The sequence below is a fragment of the Aquimarina latercula DSM 2041 genome (assembly GCF_000430645.1).
Lineage (GTDB): Bacteria > Bacteroidota > Bacteroidia > Flavobacteriales > Flavobacteriaceae > Aquimarina > Aquimarina latercula.
This window is the reverse complement of record NZ_AUMK01000013.1, coordinates 84,555-104,723: the sequence shown is the minus strand read 5'-3', so window position 1 is coordinate 104,723 and position 20,169 is coordinate 84,555. Positions and strand designations below refer to the sequence as shown.

Here is a 20,169-nt window from a genome sequence, read left to right as displayed (position 1 = left end):
AAGGAATGTAATGAACTCAATGTTTTTATAAATTTTTTAGTGCTTGTTTAATAATATTTTCTACTGTTTCGTCGGGGCTAACCTTAAGAATTTTATCAACAACTTTTTCTGATTGTTTTCTATTAAATCCAAGGGTTTCTAATGCAGATAACGCTTCATCTTTATTAGTATTGTTTTGGGATACAGAAAGTTCATCAATATTATAAACTTTAAGAATTTTATCTTTTAGATCAATAATTACACGTTGGGCCGTTTTCGCTCCAATTCCTTTTATAGATTGTATGGTCCCTACATCATTAGATGCTATAGCATCTTTTATCTGATCTGGATGCAAAGAAGAAAGCATAGTTCTTGCTGTACTTGCCCCAATTCCGGAAACAGAAATCAAAAGTCTAAAAATCTCACGTTCTGATTTTTCTGCAAAACCAAACAATGTATGAGAGTCCTCTTTTACCTGTAAATGTGTATATAATTGTAAAACTTCCTGATCTGGAATTAATGAGAATGTATGTAACGAAACATGTAAAAGATATCCGACACCATTACAATCTATTACTACGTCTGTTGGATTTTTTTCTACAAGTCGCCCCTTGATTTGTGTAATCATTAGTCAAATGAGTGTTAAGCATCCAAAAGTAAGAAAATTATCCTACAAAACCGTTTAAAAAAATAAGCTTCAAAAACTTATATTTTTTGAAGCTTATTTTACTATTAAAATTTTGTAAATATCACTTAACAACTATACATCACTCGACGTAAGTGAGAACATCTCTTTTTCTCTTTTTTCCTTTTCTTGGGCATCTATTACAGCAACCGCTGCTACATTAACCATCTCTTCTACACTAGCACCTAACTGAAGTATATGAACTGGTTTTTTCATTCCCATCATTATCGGTCCTATGGATTCTGAGTTATTTAATTCTTTCAGCATTTTATACGTACTGTTGGCAGAATCTAAATTAGGAAAAACTAAAGTATTCACTTTACGACCGTTAAGCTTAGAGAAAGGGAATTTATCTTTTCGCATATCTCGATTTAAAGCAAAATCCATTTGCAATTCTCCATCTACAACTAAGTTAGGATAATAACGATGTAAGTATGAAACTGCGTCTTTTACTTTAGAAGCATTAGGATGTTTTGAAGATCCAAAATTAGCGTAGGATATCATCGCTATAACGGGGTCAACACCGAACATCTCTACTGTTCTTGCCGTCATTTGAGCTATCTTCGCTAACTCCTTAGAAGTAGGATCAATATTAATAGAAGTATCGCTAATAAACAATGGTCCTTTATTCGTCATCATTACATTCATGGTAGCAATCCTAGTAGCTCCTTTTGCCAATCCAATAAGTTCTAATATTGGCTTTAATACTGTTGGATAACTTCGAGAATATCCTGACAACAATGCATCCGCATCACCTTCATTAACCATCATCGCAGCAAAGTAATTACGCTCTCGCATCAATCTTTGAGCTCCATAAAGAGTTATTCCTTTTCGGCTATTATCTTGCCAATATTTCTGAGCATACCTGTTTTTTCTATCAATTTCTTCATCTGCCTTAGGATCGATAATCGTAACTCCTGCAGGATCGAAATCAAGCTCCTTCATTAACTCTGCAATAATATCTTTACGACCTAATAATATTGGAAAAGCAATTCCTTCTTCCTTTACTGTTTGTGCTGCCTTTAAAACATCTAAATGATCTCCTTCTGCAAAAACAACTCTTTTTGGGCTTAGCTTGGCGCGATCCATTAACAATCGCACCAATTTATTATCATTCCCCATTCGTTCTAAGAGCTCACTTTCATACTTATCCCAATCCTCGATCGGTTCTGTAGCTATGCCACTTTCTATTGCAGCTTTAGCAACTGCTGGAGGAACTTTGGCTATCAATCTAGGATCAAAAGGCTTTGGTATAATATAATCCCTACCAAAATTAAGTCTAGTTTCTCCGTATGCTATATTTACTTGCTCTGGCACTGGTTCCTTAGCCAAATCCGCCAGCGCTTTTACAGCCGCCATTTTCATTTCTTCATTTATACCAGTTGCCCTTACATCTAATGCTCCTCTAAATATAAATGGAAAACCAAGAACATTATTTACCTGATTAGGATGGTCACTTCTTCCTGTAGCCATAATAATATCCTTACGCGTTTGTACCGCTAAATCATATCTTATTTCTGGATCAGGGTTTGCCATGGCAAATACAATAGGGTCATTAGTCATTGACAACAACATTTCTGGATCCACTAAATTAGCCATAGATAAGCCTATAAACACATCAGCATCTTTCATAGCATCTGCAAGGGTATCAAGATTTCTATCTGTTGCAAATTCTGCTTTTTCTGGAGTTAGGTTATCTCGATCTTTACGAATTACACCTTTACTATCAGTCATTACTATATTTTCAGCTTTTGCTCCAAAAGCTTTATATAGTCTTGTACAAGAAACTGCTGCAGCTCCAGCTCCACTAACCACTATTTTAACTTTATCAATATCCTTTCCAGCGATTTCTAGTGCATTTAACAAGGCTGCGGCAGAAATAATAGCTGTTCCATGTTGGTCATCGTGCATTACCGGAATATCTAGTTCCTCTTTTAGACGCCTCTCTATTTCAAAAGCTTCTGGAGCTTTAATATCTTCTAGATTGATTCCTCCAAAAGTAGGTGCTATATTTTTTACTGTTTCAATAAATGCATCTACATCTTTAGTGTCAACTTCAATATCAAATACATCAATATCTGCAAAAATTTTAAACAACAACCCCTTTCCTTCCATAACAGGCTTAGAAGCTTCTGGACCAATATCACCTAGTCCCAAAACAGCAGTACCGTTAGATATTACCGCTACTAAATTTCCTTTTGCAGTATACTTATATACATTTGCTGTATCTTTTTCAATTTCTAAACAAGGTTCTGCTACACCAGGAGAGTATGCCAATGACAAATCCCTTTGAGTTGCATATTTTTTTGTAGGTACTACTTTGATTTTACCAGGAGTGGGTTTCGCATGATAAATTAGCGCTTCTCTTCGTTTACTTTCGATACTCATATTATATCAATAAAATTGTGTGCTATACAAAGGTACAAGTCTATGCGAGATGCAAAAGACAAAACTAGGTAATCTTTAAAAAAATTAAGGTTTCAAAAAACTTTGTAGTTTTTTGTGAATTATATTGTAGATTATATAATTATTTACCTCTTTTACTAAATATATCGTTAGGATCTACTAACTGATCTAATTGGGATTTTAGTTTTTCATCTAAAATATTTAATCCTAATTGATAAGATGCGTTCATCCACCCAAATCCACTTGGAGTTATATAATCAAATTCTGTCCCGACATTGCCATATTCTGCATATACTTTATGCGTACATTTTACTACATCATACTTTTCGGGAATAGTTCCGTTATAATTAACGGCGTTTTTTGTAATCATCCATAACCAGCGATAAACCAATTCTTGAGCTTCTTTTTCATAACCATAGTTTATAAGACCTCTCCATATCATCATCTGATGTGGTGCCCAACCATTAGGATAATCCCATTGACGTTGTGGTGCATTCGGATCTTCTTTATTAGAGATATCTGTAGTTGCTGCAACACCCCCTTTTTGAACTAAATTATTAAACAAACTTTCTACCAAAGAAGCAGCCTGATCTTTACTACTTAATCCAGCCCAAAGCGGATAATAATTAGTTGCTGATTCTATCTTTTGTTGTGTTTTAGACACAAAATTATAATCATAATACACCTTCTTTTCTTCATCCCACAACAGATCATTCATTATCTTTTTTCTTTTCCCTGCTTTTTCTAACCAAAAGTCAGATGAAAATTCTTTAGAATCAATACTAAACTTATCCTGAAATGCTTCTCTTATCAAATATGCTATATCCTGTTCGTATTTATACAAAAGACTATTAATCCCTACAGTATTTAAATGCACACACACATCATCTAATCTATTAGAAGTATCATGTCCGCTTTCTCTCATTGATCTATCATGGGTAAAATACAAATCAAGTTCTTCATCTATAATTTCGCCTGAATCATATTTCTCTACAAACTCATCTAAATTAAGCTTATGTTTTGCTGCATACTTATTTAATATAAAATCAAAATGTCCTTTTTCTGTTTCTGGTGGAATCCCAATTCCCTCTCCATAGAAACGACTTAACCCAGTACTTGTTAAACGAACATCTTTTTCTGACCAAACAGTTTCATATTCTTTAATCACCATTTTTAGATTATCTGACAACCAGTTTCTTGATACGTTTGGATTCTTCTGATATATTTCTCTTACTAAAGAACTAAAAAATGGAGGTTGTGTTCTGGTAAGGTAATAACTTCTATTAGCGTTAAGGATTTTACCATAATGTTCAATCTGATACCCAAAATTATCTGCCATAGACATGGCTAAATCTTCTCGACCATCAATTAATAATCCAACAGACTCAAAATAGCTATCCCAGCCATACATTTCATTAAATCTTCCTCCAGGAACTACGAAAGGTTTTGCTTTATAATTTCCGCTTTCATCTATCTTATGGGCTAGATTTAATATTCCAGAAACTTTATTTAATGTTTTTACATATGACGGAGTAATATTCTCTGGTAGCGTTATAACTTTTAACTTTGGAATATCTGATTTTATAGTTTCGAAATAAGTAATTGCTTCTTGATCATTAAATGGCACATAAAGCCTAAAAGTATCAGTTTCTGATTTAGTATCCTCTAATACTTTTGCTAATCCTTTTTTATCCACTGATCTTGTTAGATTATCCCAATATCTAGTTTTAATTAATCTTGAAATTCGACTACTTGGAGACTCAATAATTCGATCCAAAGAAATAGTATCGTTCTGATCTGCAATAGCCAATTCCTGAAGCAAATTAGACAAATGATAAGTACCTTCTATCAAGTTTATTTCTCCATATGAATCAATAAATTCGAATTGTTTGGGGCCTTTATCATCAATGGTTATTTTCTTATCACCATCTGTATCTTCTTGTAGAATCAACTTGTCAAGTATTTTTTGATGACCCAAATATTCAATTTTCTTATCTTTATTACAATTAAAAAGGAGTACCGAAAGTAAACACGTAATTAGAACCCTAAACTTAAAATTTCGCATATTTAATTATTTAATTTACCAGAAAAAACCGACTACAAGAGCCGTTATTACCAAAAGTATTACAGATAAAATTCTATAATTTTTATACCAAGGTAAACCTATTAGCTCCTTAGATTCTTCTTTAAACATTTCCTTTTTATAAGTATACTCCTTTATTTGCTCTTCTGATTGTGCTCTTGTCATCAAACTTACAATCATATGAAGAATGACACATATAACAAATAACCAAGTAGCTTTTGCCAAGAAATGTAATTCATTTATAACAGGTATCCAATCAAAAGTTTGTGATAAAATCATAAACACAGCCAAAGAAAAACCTGTTAATAAGCTTACAATTGAACCGTTTCCATTAGCCCGCTTCCAAAAAAGACCTAATACAAAAGTAGAAACTGCTGGAGGACATGTATAAGCAATCACTAACTGCAAATACGTCCACAAAGAATCACTTACACTTTCGATAAATGGAACCCAAGAAATAGCCAAAACTACTAAAATGACTGTTGTAATTTGTCCAACTCTCACTAGTTGCTTACTGGTAAGTTCAGGTTTTAGCTGTTTCACAAAATCCATAGTAACCAAAGTTGACGCAGAATTAAATGTCGCAGAAACGGATGACATCATTGCTGCCATTAGTCCTGCTACTACCAAACCTAACACTCCCACTGGTAATAATTGAAATAATAAAACTGGATATGTAAGATTTGGACAATCAGAAAGGTTGTTACAAATAGTTCCATCGGTTAACGTATAGTTCAAACTAGTAATATCCAAAGTACTAAATAGCAGTAATGCTAATACACCCGGAACCACCATAATAAAAATCACTGGTAATTTTAGAAATCCTGCAAACAATGCTCCCCAACGACCATGATTAAGGTCCTTTGCTCCCAAAACACGTTGCACCATAAATTGATTATTTGCCCAAAAATAGAACCCTAATAAAGGGACTCCTGTTAACAAACCCCACCAAGGCATAAACTCATCATTACTAGGCCTGACTAAACTAAATACTTCATCAGCATTGGCTGGTATATATTTCCCTTCATCTAAGCGATTCCCAAAATTAACATCTCCAGCAGATAACATAGTATCCAATTTTGCCATCATTCCTGACCATCCTCCTCCTAATTGATCAAAAGCAAAATATGTTAACAGACAGGAACCAATAATAAGCAATATTGCCTGAATAACCTCTGTTTGAATTACAGAATTCAATCCACCTGGAATAGTATATGCTGCAGCCGCAACTGCCAAAATAACCAAGATTAATGTAGAATCCATGGATGGGAACAATAGTGTCAATACAATTTTACCTACATAAAGTCCCGCTGCAGTATCCACTAAAATGTTACCGACTACGGTGATAAATGAAAAATAATAACGAGACCTCTTATCATATCTTCGCTCTAAAAATTCTGGCATTGTATAAACTCCGGATCGTAAATAAAAAGGAAGAAAGAATATTGCGAAAAAAATCAGTACTACAACCGCATACCATTCATAATTATAAACATTAATGTTGGTCTGATAAGCATCAGATGCAAGTCCAACTAAGGTAGAACTAGAAATATTTGCAGAAAACAATGCAATACCTACAATTGGCCAAGTCATTGTTCTTCCGCCTAAAAAATAATCTTCTGAACTTCCCCTTTTTGATTTTGATATTCCGTATATAATAATTCCGATGAGATACACTACAATTACTGTAATGTCGATATAAGATAATTCATTCATGTGTGAAATGTTTAGTACTTGATACTGTATTAGAATCTTAACTTAAACAATAAGACAAGTTAAAATTAGTCAATATTTTAGCTAAAAATCCAATGAATATACAAGTTTCTTAAAAAATTATTAACGTTTTGATACCAAAAACAGGTAAAACAATATATACAACCGTTTGTATTATCAAATCGTCAAACAATCAACATATTTATTTTAAAAACTGGATGTTCCTATGTAAGCCAGAAAATTTAGTTCGTTTCACTGCGGATTTTTGAAAAACTTTAGAAAAAACTTCTTGGGTAACTTCTTCCCAATCTTTCTTTGTCATCTCTAACAATTCTGGTTTAGGATTAAAAAGCGGTTCACTATGTGATTTAGAAAAACGATTCCAAGGACATACATCTTGGCATATATCACAACCAAACATCCAGTTATCAAATTTTCCCTTATAGTCCGAAGGAATCTCTTCTTTCAATTCAATTGTAAAATAAGAAATACATTTACTACCATCTACCACATATGGATCTACAATAGCCTGAGTAGGACATGCATCTATACAAGCAGTACATGTTCCACAATGATCTGTAACGGGTGTATCATATACCAACTCCAAATCAATAATCAATTCTGCTATAAAATAAAATGACCCAACTTTTTGAGTAAGCAGGTTACTATTTTTACCAATCCATCCTAATCCACTTTTTGCTGCCCAAGCTTTATCCAATACTGGAGCGGAATCAACAAAAGCTCTTCCGTAGACATCGCCTATCTCTTCCGAAATAAATTCTTGGAGTTGTTTCAGTTTTGATTTAATCACATGATGGTAATCTTGACCGTAAGCATATTTGGAAATCTTAGGAGCATCTGAATCTTTTTGCGTCTCGGAAGGAAAGTAATTAAGAAGTAATGATATTACACTTTTAGAATCCGGAACTAACTTTGTCGGATCGAGCCGTTTGTCGAAATGATTCTCCATATATGACATTTGCCCGTTCATATTTTTATGCAACCATTTTTCTAACCTAGGTGCTTCTTCTTCTAAAAACTCTGCTTTGCTTATACCACAAGATAAAAAACCAAGGCGTTTAGCTTCGGCTTTTATCAAAGATGCATATGTTTCAGATTTATTAATCATAAGCAGTATATCAAAACGTTTTTGAAAGCTTTAAATATATGGCAAGTTGTCTATAAAATAAACGATTACTTCCGGTTTAGCTATAAGTTAATTTTCTTTATTTTATTTTTTTTTATTCTTCTCTTATTAATACCAAATCATAAAGATTTGGATAATTTGCAAATAACCCCTAATCTTTTGGCTGAAAACTAACCTCTCTATCAGGGAACTATAGTTTAGCTTGTAAGCTTATTTCTTTTTACAAAGAAGTATTACTTCTTTTTCGTACTTATCGTCCGAGTTACACCATTCCAGTTTTTCATTCACTTCTTGAGGAACAACCTCTTTTTGATGTTTCTTAAATCCAAATTTGGAATAAAAACCTAGTAGATTTTCAAATGGTAAGCACCAAATTACAGACTCTTTATAAGGATTTTTGTCACATAGATTGCTCACAATATTTTCAGCAACCTTTAAACCTCTAAAATCAGGAAATGTATAAATCCCCCCAAGTTCGATATTGTTTTCATCAATCTTTACTAACCTTCCAAGTCCAGCGTTATTATTCCCGACCTTAGCAATAACAATAAATTCACTATAGTAATTAGATTTTACAAAACCAATTTCAGCATACTTCGAATTAATCCACTCGATTTCATTTTTGTCAGCTTGAACTACTGTGACTGTTTTCATATTTACTTGACTTACATACAACACAAAGATAAAACAACTCTATATTCATTTGGCAAATTGTATCTTTAGACATCAATTATTCAAGTACATGCGACAACTCTTTTTATATACTTTCTTTTTTATTATACATTTTGGTTATTGTCAACAAGAATTTCCAGCTTCTGAACAAGATAACTATTTTGAATTCTTACACCGTATTGCTAGCAAAGATTCAACAATTAATAATACATATAAGAGATATAAGTGCTCCGAAAATTTCTTCGGAACCATCGACTACTATCGAGAAAATGAAAAACTTCGTTTTATTATTCACGCCTATAAGCCCCACGCTTATGAGGATACAATTCTTGAATATTATTATATAGAGAATGACTCACTAAAAACAAATGCTGTGTTCAACTATATCATTAAATACAACACAAAAAGTTTTGAAAGTAAAAATGTTCAAAAATTTGGAGCTGAGAAAATTACAGAGATTCAAGAGGACCTAAGTATTTTTAGTCCCAAAATGAATTCATTAAATTGTTTTACAAGAATGCTCCCAAGTGATGGAGAGTCTTGGATTAAAGATGCTTATTTAAATAAGCTTACCCTTTACAAAAAAGCACCATGTAAGGAGGCTGCAGTCGAAATTCTTGACAAATATAACCAATTACGAAAGGCTGAAAAGAAACTAATCACTTACCATAGAACACTCGGATGTTTGTTCCATCTATGGTAATTCTTTTTAAAGATACTACTGATTTATTATTTATTTCTTGGAGTAAACTTCAGAATTGCATTTACTGGTTTCAAAGTAATCAATGGCTTAATCTCAATTTCTGATATGGATGTAGAAATTTTATATTTTCTGATTAATTCACTAACTGCATAAATCATTTCATACATCGCAAAATTACTACCTACACACATCCTTGGTCCTGCACCAAAAGGAAAATACCAATCAGAATATTTCTTTTTATTATCAGGATGAAAACGATCTGGATCAAAAACAGTAGGATTCTCCCAGAAATCTTTATGTCTATGTATCTCAAAAAATGAGATAAGCACTGTCGTACCTTTTGACAATTCTATATCATTAAACTCATCTTTCTCAATATTTACTCTATCCGAGAAATATGCTGGCGGGTACAAACGCATAGATTCTTCAATACATTGAGCAACATATTTACTCTTCTCGAATTGCTCCATTAAGGATAATTCTTCTCCGTCATATTTCGCAATTTCTGTATATGCTGATTCCTGAATTTCGGGATGTAATGCCAACAAGCTTAAACAAAAAGATAATGCATTAGAAGTAGTTTCGTGTCCTGCAACAAACAAAATCAATATCTCATCTATCAATCTTTCATTATCCATCGAACTACCATCTTCATATTTAGAACTTAACAACATGTCCAAAAGATCATCATATGTATCTTCAGATCTTCGTCTTTCTTCAATAATGGTATTCAATATATCTCTTGCTTCCTGGGTTAACGTAAGTGTGCTTTTTATTTGACCACTAAGATAAAACCACCATCTTTTATATGGCTGTCTAATTTCTCTAATTAAGGATTTTTGCGCAGCTTCCGTTATATGTTGTAATCTAGCCATAGTATTCCCAGTATCGGTATAGCTAAACAATGATTTTGCTACTACCTTAAAAGCCAAATCATTCATTAATGGATAAATATCCATAGAAACATTAGGCTCTATTCTGGACAGTTCTTCGCATATGGTTTCTCTAATGGTTTTTGCAATTACATCTATTTTCTTTTTATAAAATGCTGGCTGTATCAGTCTCCGTTGTCTTAACCAATGATCTCCATTGGAAGTTAACAAACCATTACCTATATACTTTCCTAAGTCTTTAGTTTGTAGTGGAGATTTATAATATTTTCTATGTTGATTTTGCAACATATGTTTTGCAAAACCTGCATCTCTGGTAAAAATAACAGAATTACCAAATCCTAAATTAACTTCGAAAATATCTCCATGTTTTTCAAAATTCTTATTATGAAATGGCAATGGGTTACTAAGAATATTTTTAGCATTCTTAAGAACTTTAAAAAAAGAGACTTTAGGGACTGGCATATTTTTAATACTTTTTATTATGAGACTAAAACAATCCTCCTTGGATTCCTCCTTTTACTCGTCCTAAATGTTTATAAGCTGCTTCTGTAACCTCTCGACCTCTTGGTGTTCTCATAATAAACCCTTGTTGAATCAAAAAAGGTTCATAAACTTCTTCAATAGTTTCAGCACTTTCACTTACAGCTGTAGCCAACGTAGTAATCCCAACCGGACCACCTTTAAACTTATCTATTAATGTCGTAAGAATTTTATTATCCATTTCATCTAGTCCATGAGCATCCACATTGAGCGCTTTAAGAGCAAATTTAGAAATCTCTATATCAATCTTACCATTACCTTTAATTTGTGCAAAATCACGTACTCTACGCAATAACGCATTAGCAATCCTAGGAGTCCCTCTACTGCGACCTGCTATTTCTATAGCCGCTTCTAATGAAATAGGAACATTTAATATATGAGCACTTCTTTCGACAATCGTGGCAAGTAATTCGGTTGTATAATATTGTAATCTAGATTGAATTCCGAAACGAGCTCTCATAGGTGCTGTTAAAAGACCTGACCTAGTTGTTGCTCCAACTAATGTAAAAGGATTTAAATTAATCTGTACTGTTCTTGCATTAGGACCACTTTCAATCATTATATCAATCTTATAATCCTCCATAGCCGAGTATAAATACTCTTCAACTATTGGGCTTAATCGATGAATCTCATCTATAAATAAAACATCTCGATCATCAAGATTGGTTAACAAACCTGCTAAATCACCTGGTTTATCCAAAACTGGCCCGGATGTTACCTTTATACCTACTCCTAATTCATTGGCTAAAATATGCGCTAATGTAGTTTTACCTAAACCTGGAGGGCCATGAAACAGTGTATGATCCAAAGCTTCATCTCTTAAATTAGCAGCTTGCACAAAAATCTTTAGATTCTCAAGAACCTGATCCTGTCCCGCAAAATCCTCAAATGCAAGAGGTCTTAATGCTCTTTCTATATCAAGATCTTCATTAGAGTAATTTTCACTTGAAGGATTCAAATTTTCGTTCATTACTAAAAGTATATTTTTTAAAGTGAATTCTGAATTATATTAACCGCATAAACAAATATACTAGAAAAAGAAAGATCGGCTTTAATATAACAATGCTTTACCCACTTAATTATTAAATTCAATATATAACAAATGAAATAGCTTAAAATTATACCTTGTAATAGATATCCTATAAATTATATGCTAAATAAAATTAGATCCTTTAGTTTCTTCCATTGGCTTAGTACTTACCAAGAACTTTAGATAAAATAACATAGCAATTACATCTACAGAATATATAATAGCTTCAAAAATGACATTGTTATAATATAACTCTTGAATAGGAACTAAAGCATTAACTAAAGCACAACTACTTGCTGCAATTAGTAGGTAGTAAGAATATTGATACTTATTTCTCAAGTAAATAATAAAACAACACCCTAAGAAGTAGAGTAGAGAAATAACTATTATTACACCATAACCAATAGCATCTTGAAAGCCAGGCATGGTCATATTAAAAATAGAAAGAGTAAGATAAATAACTAATAATACACCTATTACCACAGAAGGAGAAAGCATTTCTTTATACTTAATATCTTTTAAAGAAATAAACGGCAGTAACAAGTACGAGCATAAAAAGTAATACAACATCAATAATATGCTTATATATTCAAAATAAAGATCAAAATTCTTTAAAACAAGAACATCATTTATAATAATGATACCGATAATTAATGGATACAGCACACTTACCTTCTTCCTATTGTCAAAATAAATCCAAATCAGTGTTAAAGAAGAGATTGGTTTTATAAAAACCAACACTGAGTTCCCATAAAACAACCCACAAAAAAATACTACTACAATACTTATATAACAAAAGACATATGCCGGGGATAGGTAGCTCAATTTTGAATTTTCTATTTATACTCTAAAATAGCATTAAAATTATACTTAACAAACTACTTAAGTATACTTCTATATACCATTAATAAAGTAAAATAATATCCTCAAAAATAAATAAGCCCTTTTGAGATTAACTCAAAAGGGCTTATTTATTTTTATAATAGATCAGTTAATGATGCATTTCCTCTTCTCCGTCCTGTAATGGAGTGATTTGAGAAACATAATCCTGTCCAGGAATTACATACTCACCATCTTCTCTAGTTTTACTATAATCATAAGGCCATCTATATACATGTGGAATTGCTCCAGGCCAGTTTCCGTGCATATGCTCTACAGGTGTTGTCCATTCCATAGTATTAGATTTCCATGGGTTTTGAACCGCTTTCTTTCCGTAGAAAATAGAATGTATAAAGTTATAAAGGAATACCAATTGTGCAGCTGCTGTAATCAAAGCAAATACAGTAATTAAAACATTGGTATCCGCTAAATCATCAAAATATGGGAAATTACTGTTTGTATAATAACGACGTGGCAATCCAGCCATTCCAATAAAGTGCATTGGGAAGAAAACTCCATATGCCCCTATTGCTGTTACCCAAAAATGAACATATCCAAGATTTTTATTCATCATCTTACCATACATCTTAGGGAACCAGTGATATACTCCAGCGAATAAACCATACAATCCCGAGATACCCATCACCAAGTGAAAATGCGCTACTACAAAATATGTATCGTGCACATTAATATCAAGTGTACTATCTCCAAGAATAATTCCCGTAAGTCCACCTGTTATGAATGTAGATACTAGACCTATAGAAAATAACATTGCAGGATTGAGTTGTAGATTACCTTTCCATAATGTCGTAATATAATTAAACGCTTTTACCGCAGATGGTATTGCAATTAATAAAGTTGTAAACGTAAATACTGATCCCAAGAACGGATTCATCCCTGAAATAAACATATGGTGACCCCATACGATAGTAGATAAAAATGCAATTGCCAAGATTGAAGCAACCATGGCTCTATATCCAAATATAGGCTTACGCGCATTCGTTGCAATAATCTCTGATGTTATACCCAAAGCCGGTAATAATACAATATATACTTCTGGGTGACCTAAGAACCAAAATAAGTGTTCAAAAAGTACAGGTGATCCCCCTTGGTTATGCAATACTTCTCCGGCAATATAAATATCACTTAAGTAGAATGAAGTTCCAAAACCTCTATCCATTATTAATAATAATGCCGCCGAAAGTAAAACCGGGAAAGATACCACACCAATAATCGCTGTTACAAAAAATGCCCATATTGTTAATGGCATACGCGTCATTGACATCCCTTTTGTTCTTAAATTAATTACGGTTACCACATAATTTAATGAACCTAATAATGAAGAAGCGATAAAGATTGCCATAGATACTAACCATAACGTCATACCAGTACCAGAACCTCCGATAGCTTGCGGTAAAGCACTTAATGGCGGGTAAATAGTCCATCCAGCAGATGCAGGTCCTGCCTCTGCAAACAGAGATAAAACCATTATTACACTACTTAAAAAAAACAACCAATACGAAACCATATTTAAGAAGCCAGAAGCCATATCTCTAGCACCTATCTGCAATGGAATTAGAAGGTTACTAAATGTACCACTTAAACCTGCCGTTAATACGAAGAATACCATAATCGTACCATGTATCGTCACCAAAGCAAGATACATACTAGGGTCCATTACACCATCTTCTCCAAACTTACCTAATAAGACCTCAAAAACAGTAAATTTATGATCAGGCCATGCTAATTGCATTCTAAACAATAAAGACATTGCAATACCAATGATTCCCATAATCAATCCAGTAATCAAATACTGCTTGGAAATCATCTTGTGATCTTGACTAAAAATATATTTAGTTATAAATGTCTCTTTATGATGATGTCCGTGATCGTGATCTTCTGCGTGACCATCTACGTGTGCTATTGCTGACATACAGTTATTCTTTTAATAAAAATATAATAATTTCTCTTTTTCTCTTTCTTAGTTGCTTGCTTGAGCAGATAATTGCTCTTTAAATGTCTGTTGTGTTTTTAACCAAGCATTATAATCTTCTTCTGATTCCACTACAATCTTCATTTGCATATTGTAATGAGAAGCACCACAAATCTTGTTACATAATAAGTAGTAATCAAATTCGTAATTTTCTAAAGCTTCATCTCCTGCTGCAACCAATTGTTTGCTCTTTTCTCTTCTAATCTTATTAATAGTGGCTACTTTTTCTACCATAAACTCACTATTACGCATTTCATCAGAAGTTAATATCGGTGTATATGCAAACTCTGTAATCATACCAGGAACTACATTCATCTGTGCTCTAAAAAACGGCATATAAGCAGAATGTAATACATCCTGAGAACGCATTTTAAAGATCACTTTTCTATTAACAGGAAGGTGTAGTTCATTTACTATTTTATCATCCATCCCATAAGAATCAGATGCATCTAACCCTAAAGTATTAACACCTTCTATAAAACGAACATTAGCCTTTCCTAAAACATTATCTTCTCCAGAATATCTTGCTCTCCAATCAAATTGATATGCATATAATTCTATAATTAACGGATCACCTTCTTCCTCATCGATATTCATAATATCAGTCCAAGTAAACAATCCATATATAATCAATCCCGCTAAAACAATCACAGGAATAATAGTCCAAATAAACTCTAACTTATCATTATCAGCAAAGAATAATGCTTTGTTATTTTTATTTCCTCTATACTTATATGAAAAGAAATGTAACAATCCTTGAGTGATGATCTGAACAAACATAATCAACACCATAGATATTAACATTAACCTATCGTATTCAATCCCGTGCTCAGAAGCCGATTCTGGAAGGAAAAAACTATTATATTGAACAAAGCAAAATATGGTTAGGATATATATGAATACAACAAAAGCAAGCATTAACTTACCTTGTAAGTTATTATCCTTGTCGTTAGCTACTTGAGAGTTATCAGCTCCTTTAACTTGAGATAACTTCAATATTTTAGACATCTGCCATAAGGAGATTCCTATAAGTGCTATAACTACTATGGTTAAGAATACAGTCATTTTTTATCTATCTTCTTTTTTACGATCTAATTTTTAATAATGAAAGTGTTTACTTTCTTCAATATAAGGATTCCCTTTAGCTAATAATGGTGCTTTAGTAAGTGCTTTGAATACTATGTATAAGAATAATCCTAAAAACAACAATACCGCACTAATTTCCGTAACACCAATAAACCAAGATTCACCTACTGTAGCCGGCATTACCATATTAAATATATCAACATAATGTCCACATAAAATAATAATACCTGCCATCACTACAAACCAGTTAATACGTTTATAATCACTGTTCATAAGAACTAATAAAGGGAATATAAAGTTCATAACTAACATACCAAAGAATGGTAATTTATAATCCTCAATACGAGTTATAAAATATGTTACCTCTTCAGGAATGTTAGAATACCAAATCAACATAAACTGAGAGAACCAAAGATATGTCCAGAATATACTAACACCGAACATAAATTTCGCTAAATCATGAATATGACTATTATTCACAAATTCCATATATCCTTTAGACTTAAGGTAAATAGTTATTAATGCAATCGTAGTTATTCCTGAAACAAATAAACTTGCAAAAACATACCATCCAAACAAAGTACTAAACCAATGTGGATCAAAACTCATAATCCAATCCCAAGAAGCCATAGATTCTGTATAAATAAAGAACACCAAGAATCCTGCTGAGATTTTAAAACTCTTTTTATACCACTTGTTTCCAGTAGCATCTTCATCTTGTTTTCTAGAGTATTTTACCGCAAAATGACGATACAACATCCATCCTCCTAAGAAAATAGCCGCTCTAATTATAAAACCAGTTCCATTTAACCACCCAGATTTACCTTGAATTAATTTATCATGAGCAACTACCTCAGGATCGGCCCAAACAAATAAATGATTTACATGAAACCCTGATAAGGCCAGTATTACAAATAATATTATACCTCCAGGCACCAAATATGCTGTGATCGCTTCCATAACTCTAAAAAGTACCGGAGACCAACCTGCTTGCGCAGCAAATTGAATTGCATAAAATGCTAACACACCTAACGCAATCATAAAGAAGAAAAAAGCAGCTACATATAATGCTGCCCATGGCTTATTTTGCAATTGATGTAACGTATGTTCATAATGTGAATCTCCTCCATGCGCATCTTCTTTACCATGGGTTTCGGTTCCATGACCTTCAGATGCGTGTGAATCAGTTGTTGCCTGCGTATCACCATGTCCACCTCCGTGAGCATCGTGTGCTGCCATCATTTCTTTTACCTCTTCGATAGTATTAGGAGCAGAAAGGAAACCATAAGTTAGCCCTATTGCACCAATAACTACAAGAATGATAGAAAATAATCTTAATTTACTTGATAGCGTATACATATTTATATAATATCGTTATTCTTAACTTTTAACAAATGCACTAATGTGCGTTATCGTGGTTCTCTTCTGTTGTGTTGTGAGCAGTCTCTTCTACTTTTGCAGAAACCACTTCTGTATCAATACGAGCAGGTTTCCCTTCAAGATCAGCCTTTAACTTTTGTACATATTGTACAATCTGCCAACGTTCGTTCTCATTTGTCTGAGAAGCATATGATCCCATAGAATTAATACCATAATACATTACGTGATAGATACTCCCTTCAGTAATTGCTCTACCAATATCGTCGTAACTAGGAACACCAAGAATTTTTTCCCTTTTTACCAAGGTTCCTTTTCCATCTCCTTTTTCTCCGTGGCAAATCGCACAGTAAATATCATACAATGCTTTTCCACTCTCCTCATTCTCCTTAGTATATCGAATAGGGTTTCTTAAAGAATCTTTAGCTAACTGATATCCCTCTGGTGCATTCTTATAATCATAAGGCATCCAACCTCTTGGAACAGAACCCTCCGCAGGTAACATAGCTTCTTGACCTCCTGGAAAAACTCCATACTGGCCATAAGTTTCATAACCTACAGGCTCATACATATTAGGCATATATTGATAATTAGGTTTTGAATCTTTTTTACAAGAAACAATTGTAATCATCATTATTGCAACTACTATTATATTTAAACTATTCTTCATTATTACTAATGGTTATCTTCTTGCTTATCTATTACTTTAATCTCTACAGCTCCCGTATTGCTTAAGAAACTTGTCATCGCATCTACATCTTGATGACTTGCATCTATTTCCATTAAGAAATGATCATCTGTAGTTCTTACATCCGGATTTTCTGCTTCTTTAAATGGCCATAGTTTACTTCTCATATAAAAAGTTATAACCATTAAATGCGCTGCAAAAAACACAGTAAGTTCGAACATGATTGGAACAAATGCAGGCATGTTTTCGATGTAGCTAAAACTTGGCTTACCACCAATATTTTGTGGCCAATCCTCTATCATAATGAAATTCATCATAGTAATCGCTACTGTGAGTCCAACACACCCATACATAAAGGATGTTATTGCAAGTCTAGTAGGAGCCAATCCCATTGCTTTATCAAGACCGTGAACAGGAAAAGGTGTGTAAACCTCTTCAATATGATAATGTTCTCCTCGAACCTGCTTCACAGCGTCCATTAGGACATCATCATCCGTATATAATGCATGTATAACTTTAGATGCCATACTTCTAGTTGTTTTTTAATTTTTCAGCTTGCCCAGCCCAATCGTCACGTTGTGCTCGTCCTGGGAAAGACCCTGTAATACTATCTAATAAATTGTACTCTGTTTCGGTCATCTTACTTACCTGATCGAAAGTATAGATTCCAATTTCATTCAATTTTTTCTCCATTACTGGACCAATACCGTTCACTTTCTTAAGATCATCAGCTGTCTGTGTAGCCGAATCAAAAGTTCCTAAGTTACCTAATAAGTTATTGATATCATCTTGACTAGTATCCTCTAGATTCTTAACTTCTTCAGACACCTCTTCAACTATCTTTTCCTCAGATGTAATCTTAGCAGCTACTTTAGGCAACTCATCTCTATGATCAATACCAGCCTCTCTTAGCTTTTTATATTTCTCTCCAGAAGATTTCAATATTGTTTTTACTTCTGCTTGTGCAATTACTGGGAATGTACGTGCATACAATAAAAATAATACAAAGAAGAATCCGATCGTACCTATAAATATTCCAATATCTACAAATGTAGGAGAGAACATTGTCCAAGATGATGGTAAATAATCTCTATGAAGCGAAGTAACAATAATCACAAAACGCTCAAACCACATTCCTATATTTACTACGATAGATATAATGAATGAGAACATTATACTTCTTCTCAATTTTGGAAACCACATAAACTGAGGAGAGAATACATTACAAGACATCATCGCCCAATAAGCCCACCAGTAAGGACCAGTTGCTCTATTTAAGAAAGCATACTGCTCATACTCTACTCCAGAATACCAAGCAACAAACAGTTCGGTTATATACGCAACTCCAACTATTGAACCCGTAATCATTATTACAATGTTCATTAATTCTATATGTTGTATTGTAATATAATTTTCTAGGTTCGACACCTTTCTCATTATAATAAGTAATGTGTTTACCATTGCAAATCCAGAGAAAATTGCACCTGCCACAAAATAAGGAGGGAATATAGTTGTATGCCATCCAGGAATAACAGATGTTGCAAAGTCAAAAGATACAATTGTATGTACAGAAAGTACTAATGGTGTTGCTAAACCTGCAAGTACTAAGGAAACTTCCTCAAAACGCTGCCAATCTTTTGCTCTACCACTCCATCCAAAAGAAAGTATACCATATATTCTCTTATTAAATGGTGTAATAGCACGGTCTCTTATCATCGCAAAATCAGGCAGTAATCCAGTCCACCAGAAAACTAAAGAAACTGAAAGATATGTAGAGATCGCAAATACATCCCAAAGTAATGGAGAATTAAAGTTTACCCATAAAGATCCGAATTGATTCGGAATAGGTAATACCCAATATGCCAACCATGGACGTCCCATGTGAATTATTGGAAATAAACCTGCCTGAATAACCGAAAATATGGTCATCGCTTCTGCAGATCTGTTAATCGCCATTCTCCATTTCTGACGGAATAACAATAATACAGCAGAAATTAATGTTCCTGCGTGACCGATACCTACCCACCATACGAAGTTGGTAATATCCCACGCCCATCCTACTGTTTTATTAAGTCCCCAGGTACCAATACCTGTGGAAATTGTATAAATTATACAACCTATTCCCCAAAGGAAAGCAATAAGCGCGATAGAAAAGACAATCCACCAAGATTTATTTGCTTTTCCTTCAACCGGTGCAGCCACATCCACAGTTACATCGTGGTAGGTTTTATCGCCAGTTACTAAAGGTTTTCTTATAGGTGCTTCGTAATGAGACATAATCCTTTATAATTGAAT

General features: G+C 33.3%; 16 protein-coding genes. 1 reads left to right on the top strand and 15 read right to left on the bottom strand.

The window, feature by feature from the left end; all coding sequences use genetic code 11:
- Positions 1 to 25: 25 nt before the first annotated feature.
- From ruvA to H526_RS0113220, 6 genes are all read right to left on the bottom strand, one after another.
- Entirely contained in the window at positions 26 to 607 is a 582-nt protein-coding gene (ruvA, locus tag H526_RS0113245; RefSeq protein ID WP_027393447.1) for a Holliday junction branch migration protein RuvA, read from the bottom strand.
- Between the two features lie 132 nt (positions 608 to 739).
- Positions 740 to 3,052, bottom strand: a complete 2,313-nt coding sequence (locus H526_RS0113240) for an NADP-dependent malic enzyme (protein ID WP_027393446.1) — start codon at positions 3,050 to 3,052, stop codon at positions 740 to 742.
- 139 nt (positions 3,053 to 3,191) lie between these two features.
- A complete protein-coding gene (locus H526_RS0113235) occupies positions 3,192 to 5,048 on the bottom strand; it encodes a trehalase family glycosidase (protein WP_342667688.1) in 1,857 nt (618 codons plus the stop codon).
- Between the two features lie 102 nt (positions 5,049 to 5,150).
- A complete protein-coding gene (locus H526_RS0113230) occupies positions 5,151 to 6,869 on the bottom strand; it encodes a sodium:solute symporter (RefSeq protein ID WP_027393444.1) in 1,719 nt (572 codons plus the stop codon).
- 199 nt (positions 6,870 to 7,068) lie between these two features.
- A complete protein-coding gene (gene queG / locus H526_RS0113225; protein WP_035085553.1) occupies positions 7,069 to 7,995 on the bottom strand; it encodes a tRNA epoxyqueuosine(34) reductase QueG in 927 nt (308 codons plus the stop codon).
- 228 nt (positions 7,996 to 8,223) lie between these two features.
- Positions 8,224 to 8,667: a GNAT family N-acetyltransferase gene (locus H526_RS0113220; protein ID WP_027393442.1), complete on the bottom strand. Its 444-nt coding sequence runs from the start codon at positions 8,665 to 8,667 to the stop codon at positions 8,224 to 8,226.
- An 88-nt stretch (positions 8,668 to 8,755) separates the two neighbouring features.
- Between H526_RS0113220 and H526_RS0113215 the strand changes: the two genes are divergently transcribed.
- Positions 8,756 to 9,388, top strand: a complete 633-nt coding sequence (locus H526_RS0113215; protein ID WP_027393441.1) for a hypothetical protein — start codon at positions 8,756 to 8,758, stop codon at positions 9,386 to 9,388.
- 26 nt (positions 9,389 to 9,414) lie between these two features.
- On the opposite strand, the gene H526_RS0113210 is transcribed toward H526_RS0113215, so the two are convergent.
- The 9 genes from H526_RS0113210 to nrfD all read right to left on the bottom strand — a co-directional run bounded on the left by H526_RS0113210 (position 9,415) and on the right by nrfD (position 20,154).
- Positions 9,415 to 10,743: a cytochrome P450 gene (locus H526_RS0113210; RefSeq protein ID WP_035085551.1), complete on the bottom strand. Its 1,329-nt coding sequence runs from the start codon at positions 10,741 to 10,743 to the stop codon at positions 9,415 to 9,417.
- Between the two features lie 25 nt (positions 10,744 to 10,768).
- A complete protein-coding gene (gene ruvB, locus H526_RS0113205) occupies positions 10,769 to 11,791 on the bottom strand; it encodes a Holliday junction branch migration DNA helicase RuvB (protein WP_027393439.1) in 1,023 nt (340 codons plus the stop codon).
- A 183-nt stretch (positions 11,792 to 11,974) separates the two neighbouring features.
- Positions 11,975 to 12,676 (bottom strand): hypothetical protein, encoded by a 702-nt coding sequence (locus H526_RS31805; protein ID WP_155839691.1) that lies wholly within the window; start codon positions 12,674 to 12,676, stop codon positions 11,975 to 11,977.
- A 166-nt stretch (positions 12,677 to 12,842) separates the two neighbouring features.
- Entirely contained in the window at positions 12,843 to 14,663 is a 1,821-nt protein-coding gene (locus H526_RS0113195) for a cytochrome c oxidase subunit I (protein WP_027393437.1), read from the bottom strand.
- 48 nt (positions 14,664 to 14,711) lie between these two features.
- Positions 14,712 to 15,788, bottom strand: coding sequence for a cytochrome c oxidase subunit II (locus tag H526_RS0113190; RefSeq protein WP_027393436.1), 1,077 nt, complete (start codon positions 15,786 to 15,788; stop codon positions 14,712 to 14,714).
- Positions 15,789 to 15,821: 33 nt separating this feature from the next.
- Positions 15,822 to 17,168, bottom strand: coding sequence for a hypothetical protein (locus H526_RS0113185; RefSeq protein WP_027393435.1), 1,347 nt, complete (start codon positions 17,166 to 17,168; stop codon positions 15,822 to 15,824).
- A gap of 40 nt (positions 17,169 to 17,208) precedes the next feature.
- Positions 17,209 to 17,856 (bottom strand): c-type cytochrome, encoded by a 648-nt coding sequence (locus H526_RS29130; RefSeq protein WP_035085547.1) that lies wholly within the window; start codon positions 17,854 to 17,856, stop codon positions 17,209 to 17,211.
- Positions 17,857 to 17,861: 5 nt separating this feature from the next.
- Complete coding sequence (locus tag H526_RS0113175) at positions 17,862 to 18,401, bottom strand: DUF3341 domain-containing protein (RefSeq protein WP_027393434.1); 540 nt, start codon at positions 18,399 to 18,401, stop codon at positions 17,862 to 17,864.
- A gap of 4 nt (positions 18,402 to 18,405) precedes the next feature.
- On the bottom strand, positions 18,406 to 20,154 hold the full coding sequence (nrfD, locus tag H526_RS29125; protein WP_081415621.1) for an NrfD/PsrC family molybdoenzyme membrane anchor subunit: 1,749 nt from the start codon (positions 20,152 to 20,154) through the stop codon (positions 18,406 to 18,408).
- Positions 20,155 to 20,169: the final 15 nt, after the last annotated feature.

Excerpts from the sequence above, each read along its gene's own strand:
- ruvB (WP_027393439.1), bottom strand. The coding sequence starts at position 11,791 with ATGAACGAAAATTTGAATCCTTCAAGTGAAAATTACTCTAATGAAGAT.
- H526_RS0113230 (WP_027393444.1), bottom strand. The coding sequence starts at position 6,869 with ATGAATGAATTATCTTATATCGACATTACAGTAATTGTAGTGTATCTC.
- H526_RS0113240 (WP_027393446.1), bottom strand. The coding sequence starts at position 3,052 with ATGAGTATCGAAAGTAAACGAAGAGAAGCGCTAATTTATCATGCGAAA.
- H526_RS0113185 (WP_027393435.1), bottom strand. The coding sequence starts at position 17,168 with ATGTATACGCTATCAAGTAAATTAAGATTATTTTCTATCATTCTTGTA.
- H526_RS0113210 (WP_035085551.1), bottom strand. The coding sequence starts at position 10,743 with ATGCCAGTCCCTAAAGTCTCTTTTTTTAAAGTTCTTAAGAATGCTAAA.
- H526_RS0113220 (WP_027393442.1), bottom strand. The coding sequence starts at position 8,667 with ATGAAAACAGTCACAGTAGTTCAAGCTGACAAAAATGAAATCGAGTGG.
- H526_RS0113195 (WP_027393437.1), bottom strand. The coding sequence starts at position 14,663 with ATGTCAGCAATAGCACACGTAGATGGTCACGCAGAAGATCACGATCAC.
- ruvA (WP_027393447.1), bottom strand. The coding sequence starts at position 607 with ATGATTACACAAATCAAGGGGCGACTTGTAGAAAAAAATCCAACAGAC.
- H526_RS0113215 (WP_027393441.1), top strand. The coding sequence starts at position 8,756 with ATGCGACAACTCTTTTTATATACTTTCTTTTTTATTATACATTTTGGT.
- H526_RS29130 (WP_035085547.1), bottom strand. The coding sequence starts at position 17,856 with ATGAAGAATAGTTTAAATATAATAGTAGTTGCAATAATGATGATTACA.
- queG (WP_035085553.1), bottom strand. The coding sequence starts at position 7,995 with ATGATTAATAAATCTGAAACATATGCATCTTTGATAAAAGCCGAAGCT.
- H526_RS0113175 (WP_027393434.1), bottom strand. The coding sequence starts at position 18,401 with ATGGCATCTAAAGTTATACATGCATTATATACGGATGATGATGTCCTA.
- H526_RS0113190 (WP_027393436.1), bottom strand. The coding sequence starts at position 15,788 with ATGACTGTATTCTTAACCATAGTAGTTATAGCACTTATAGGAATCTCC.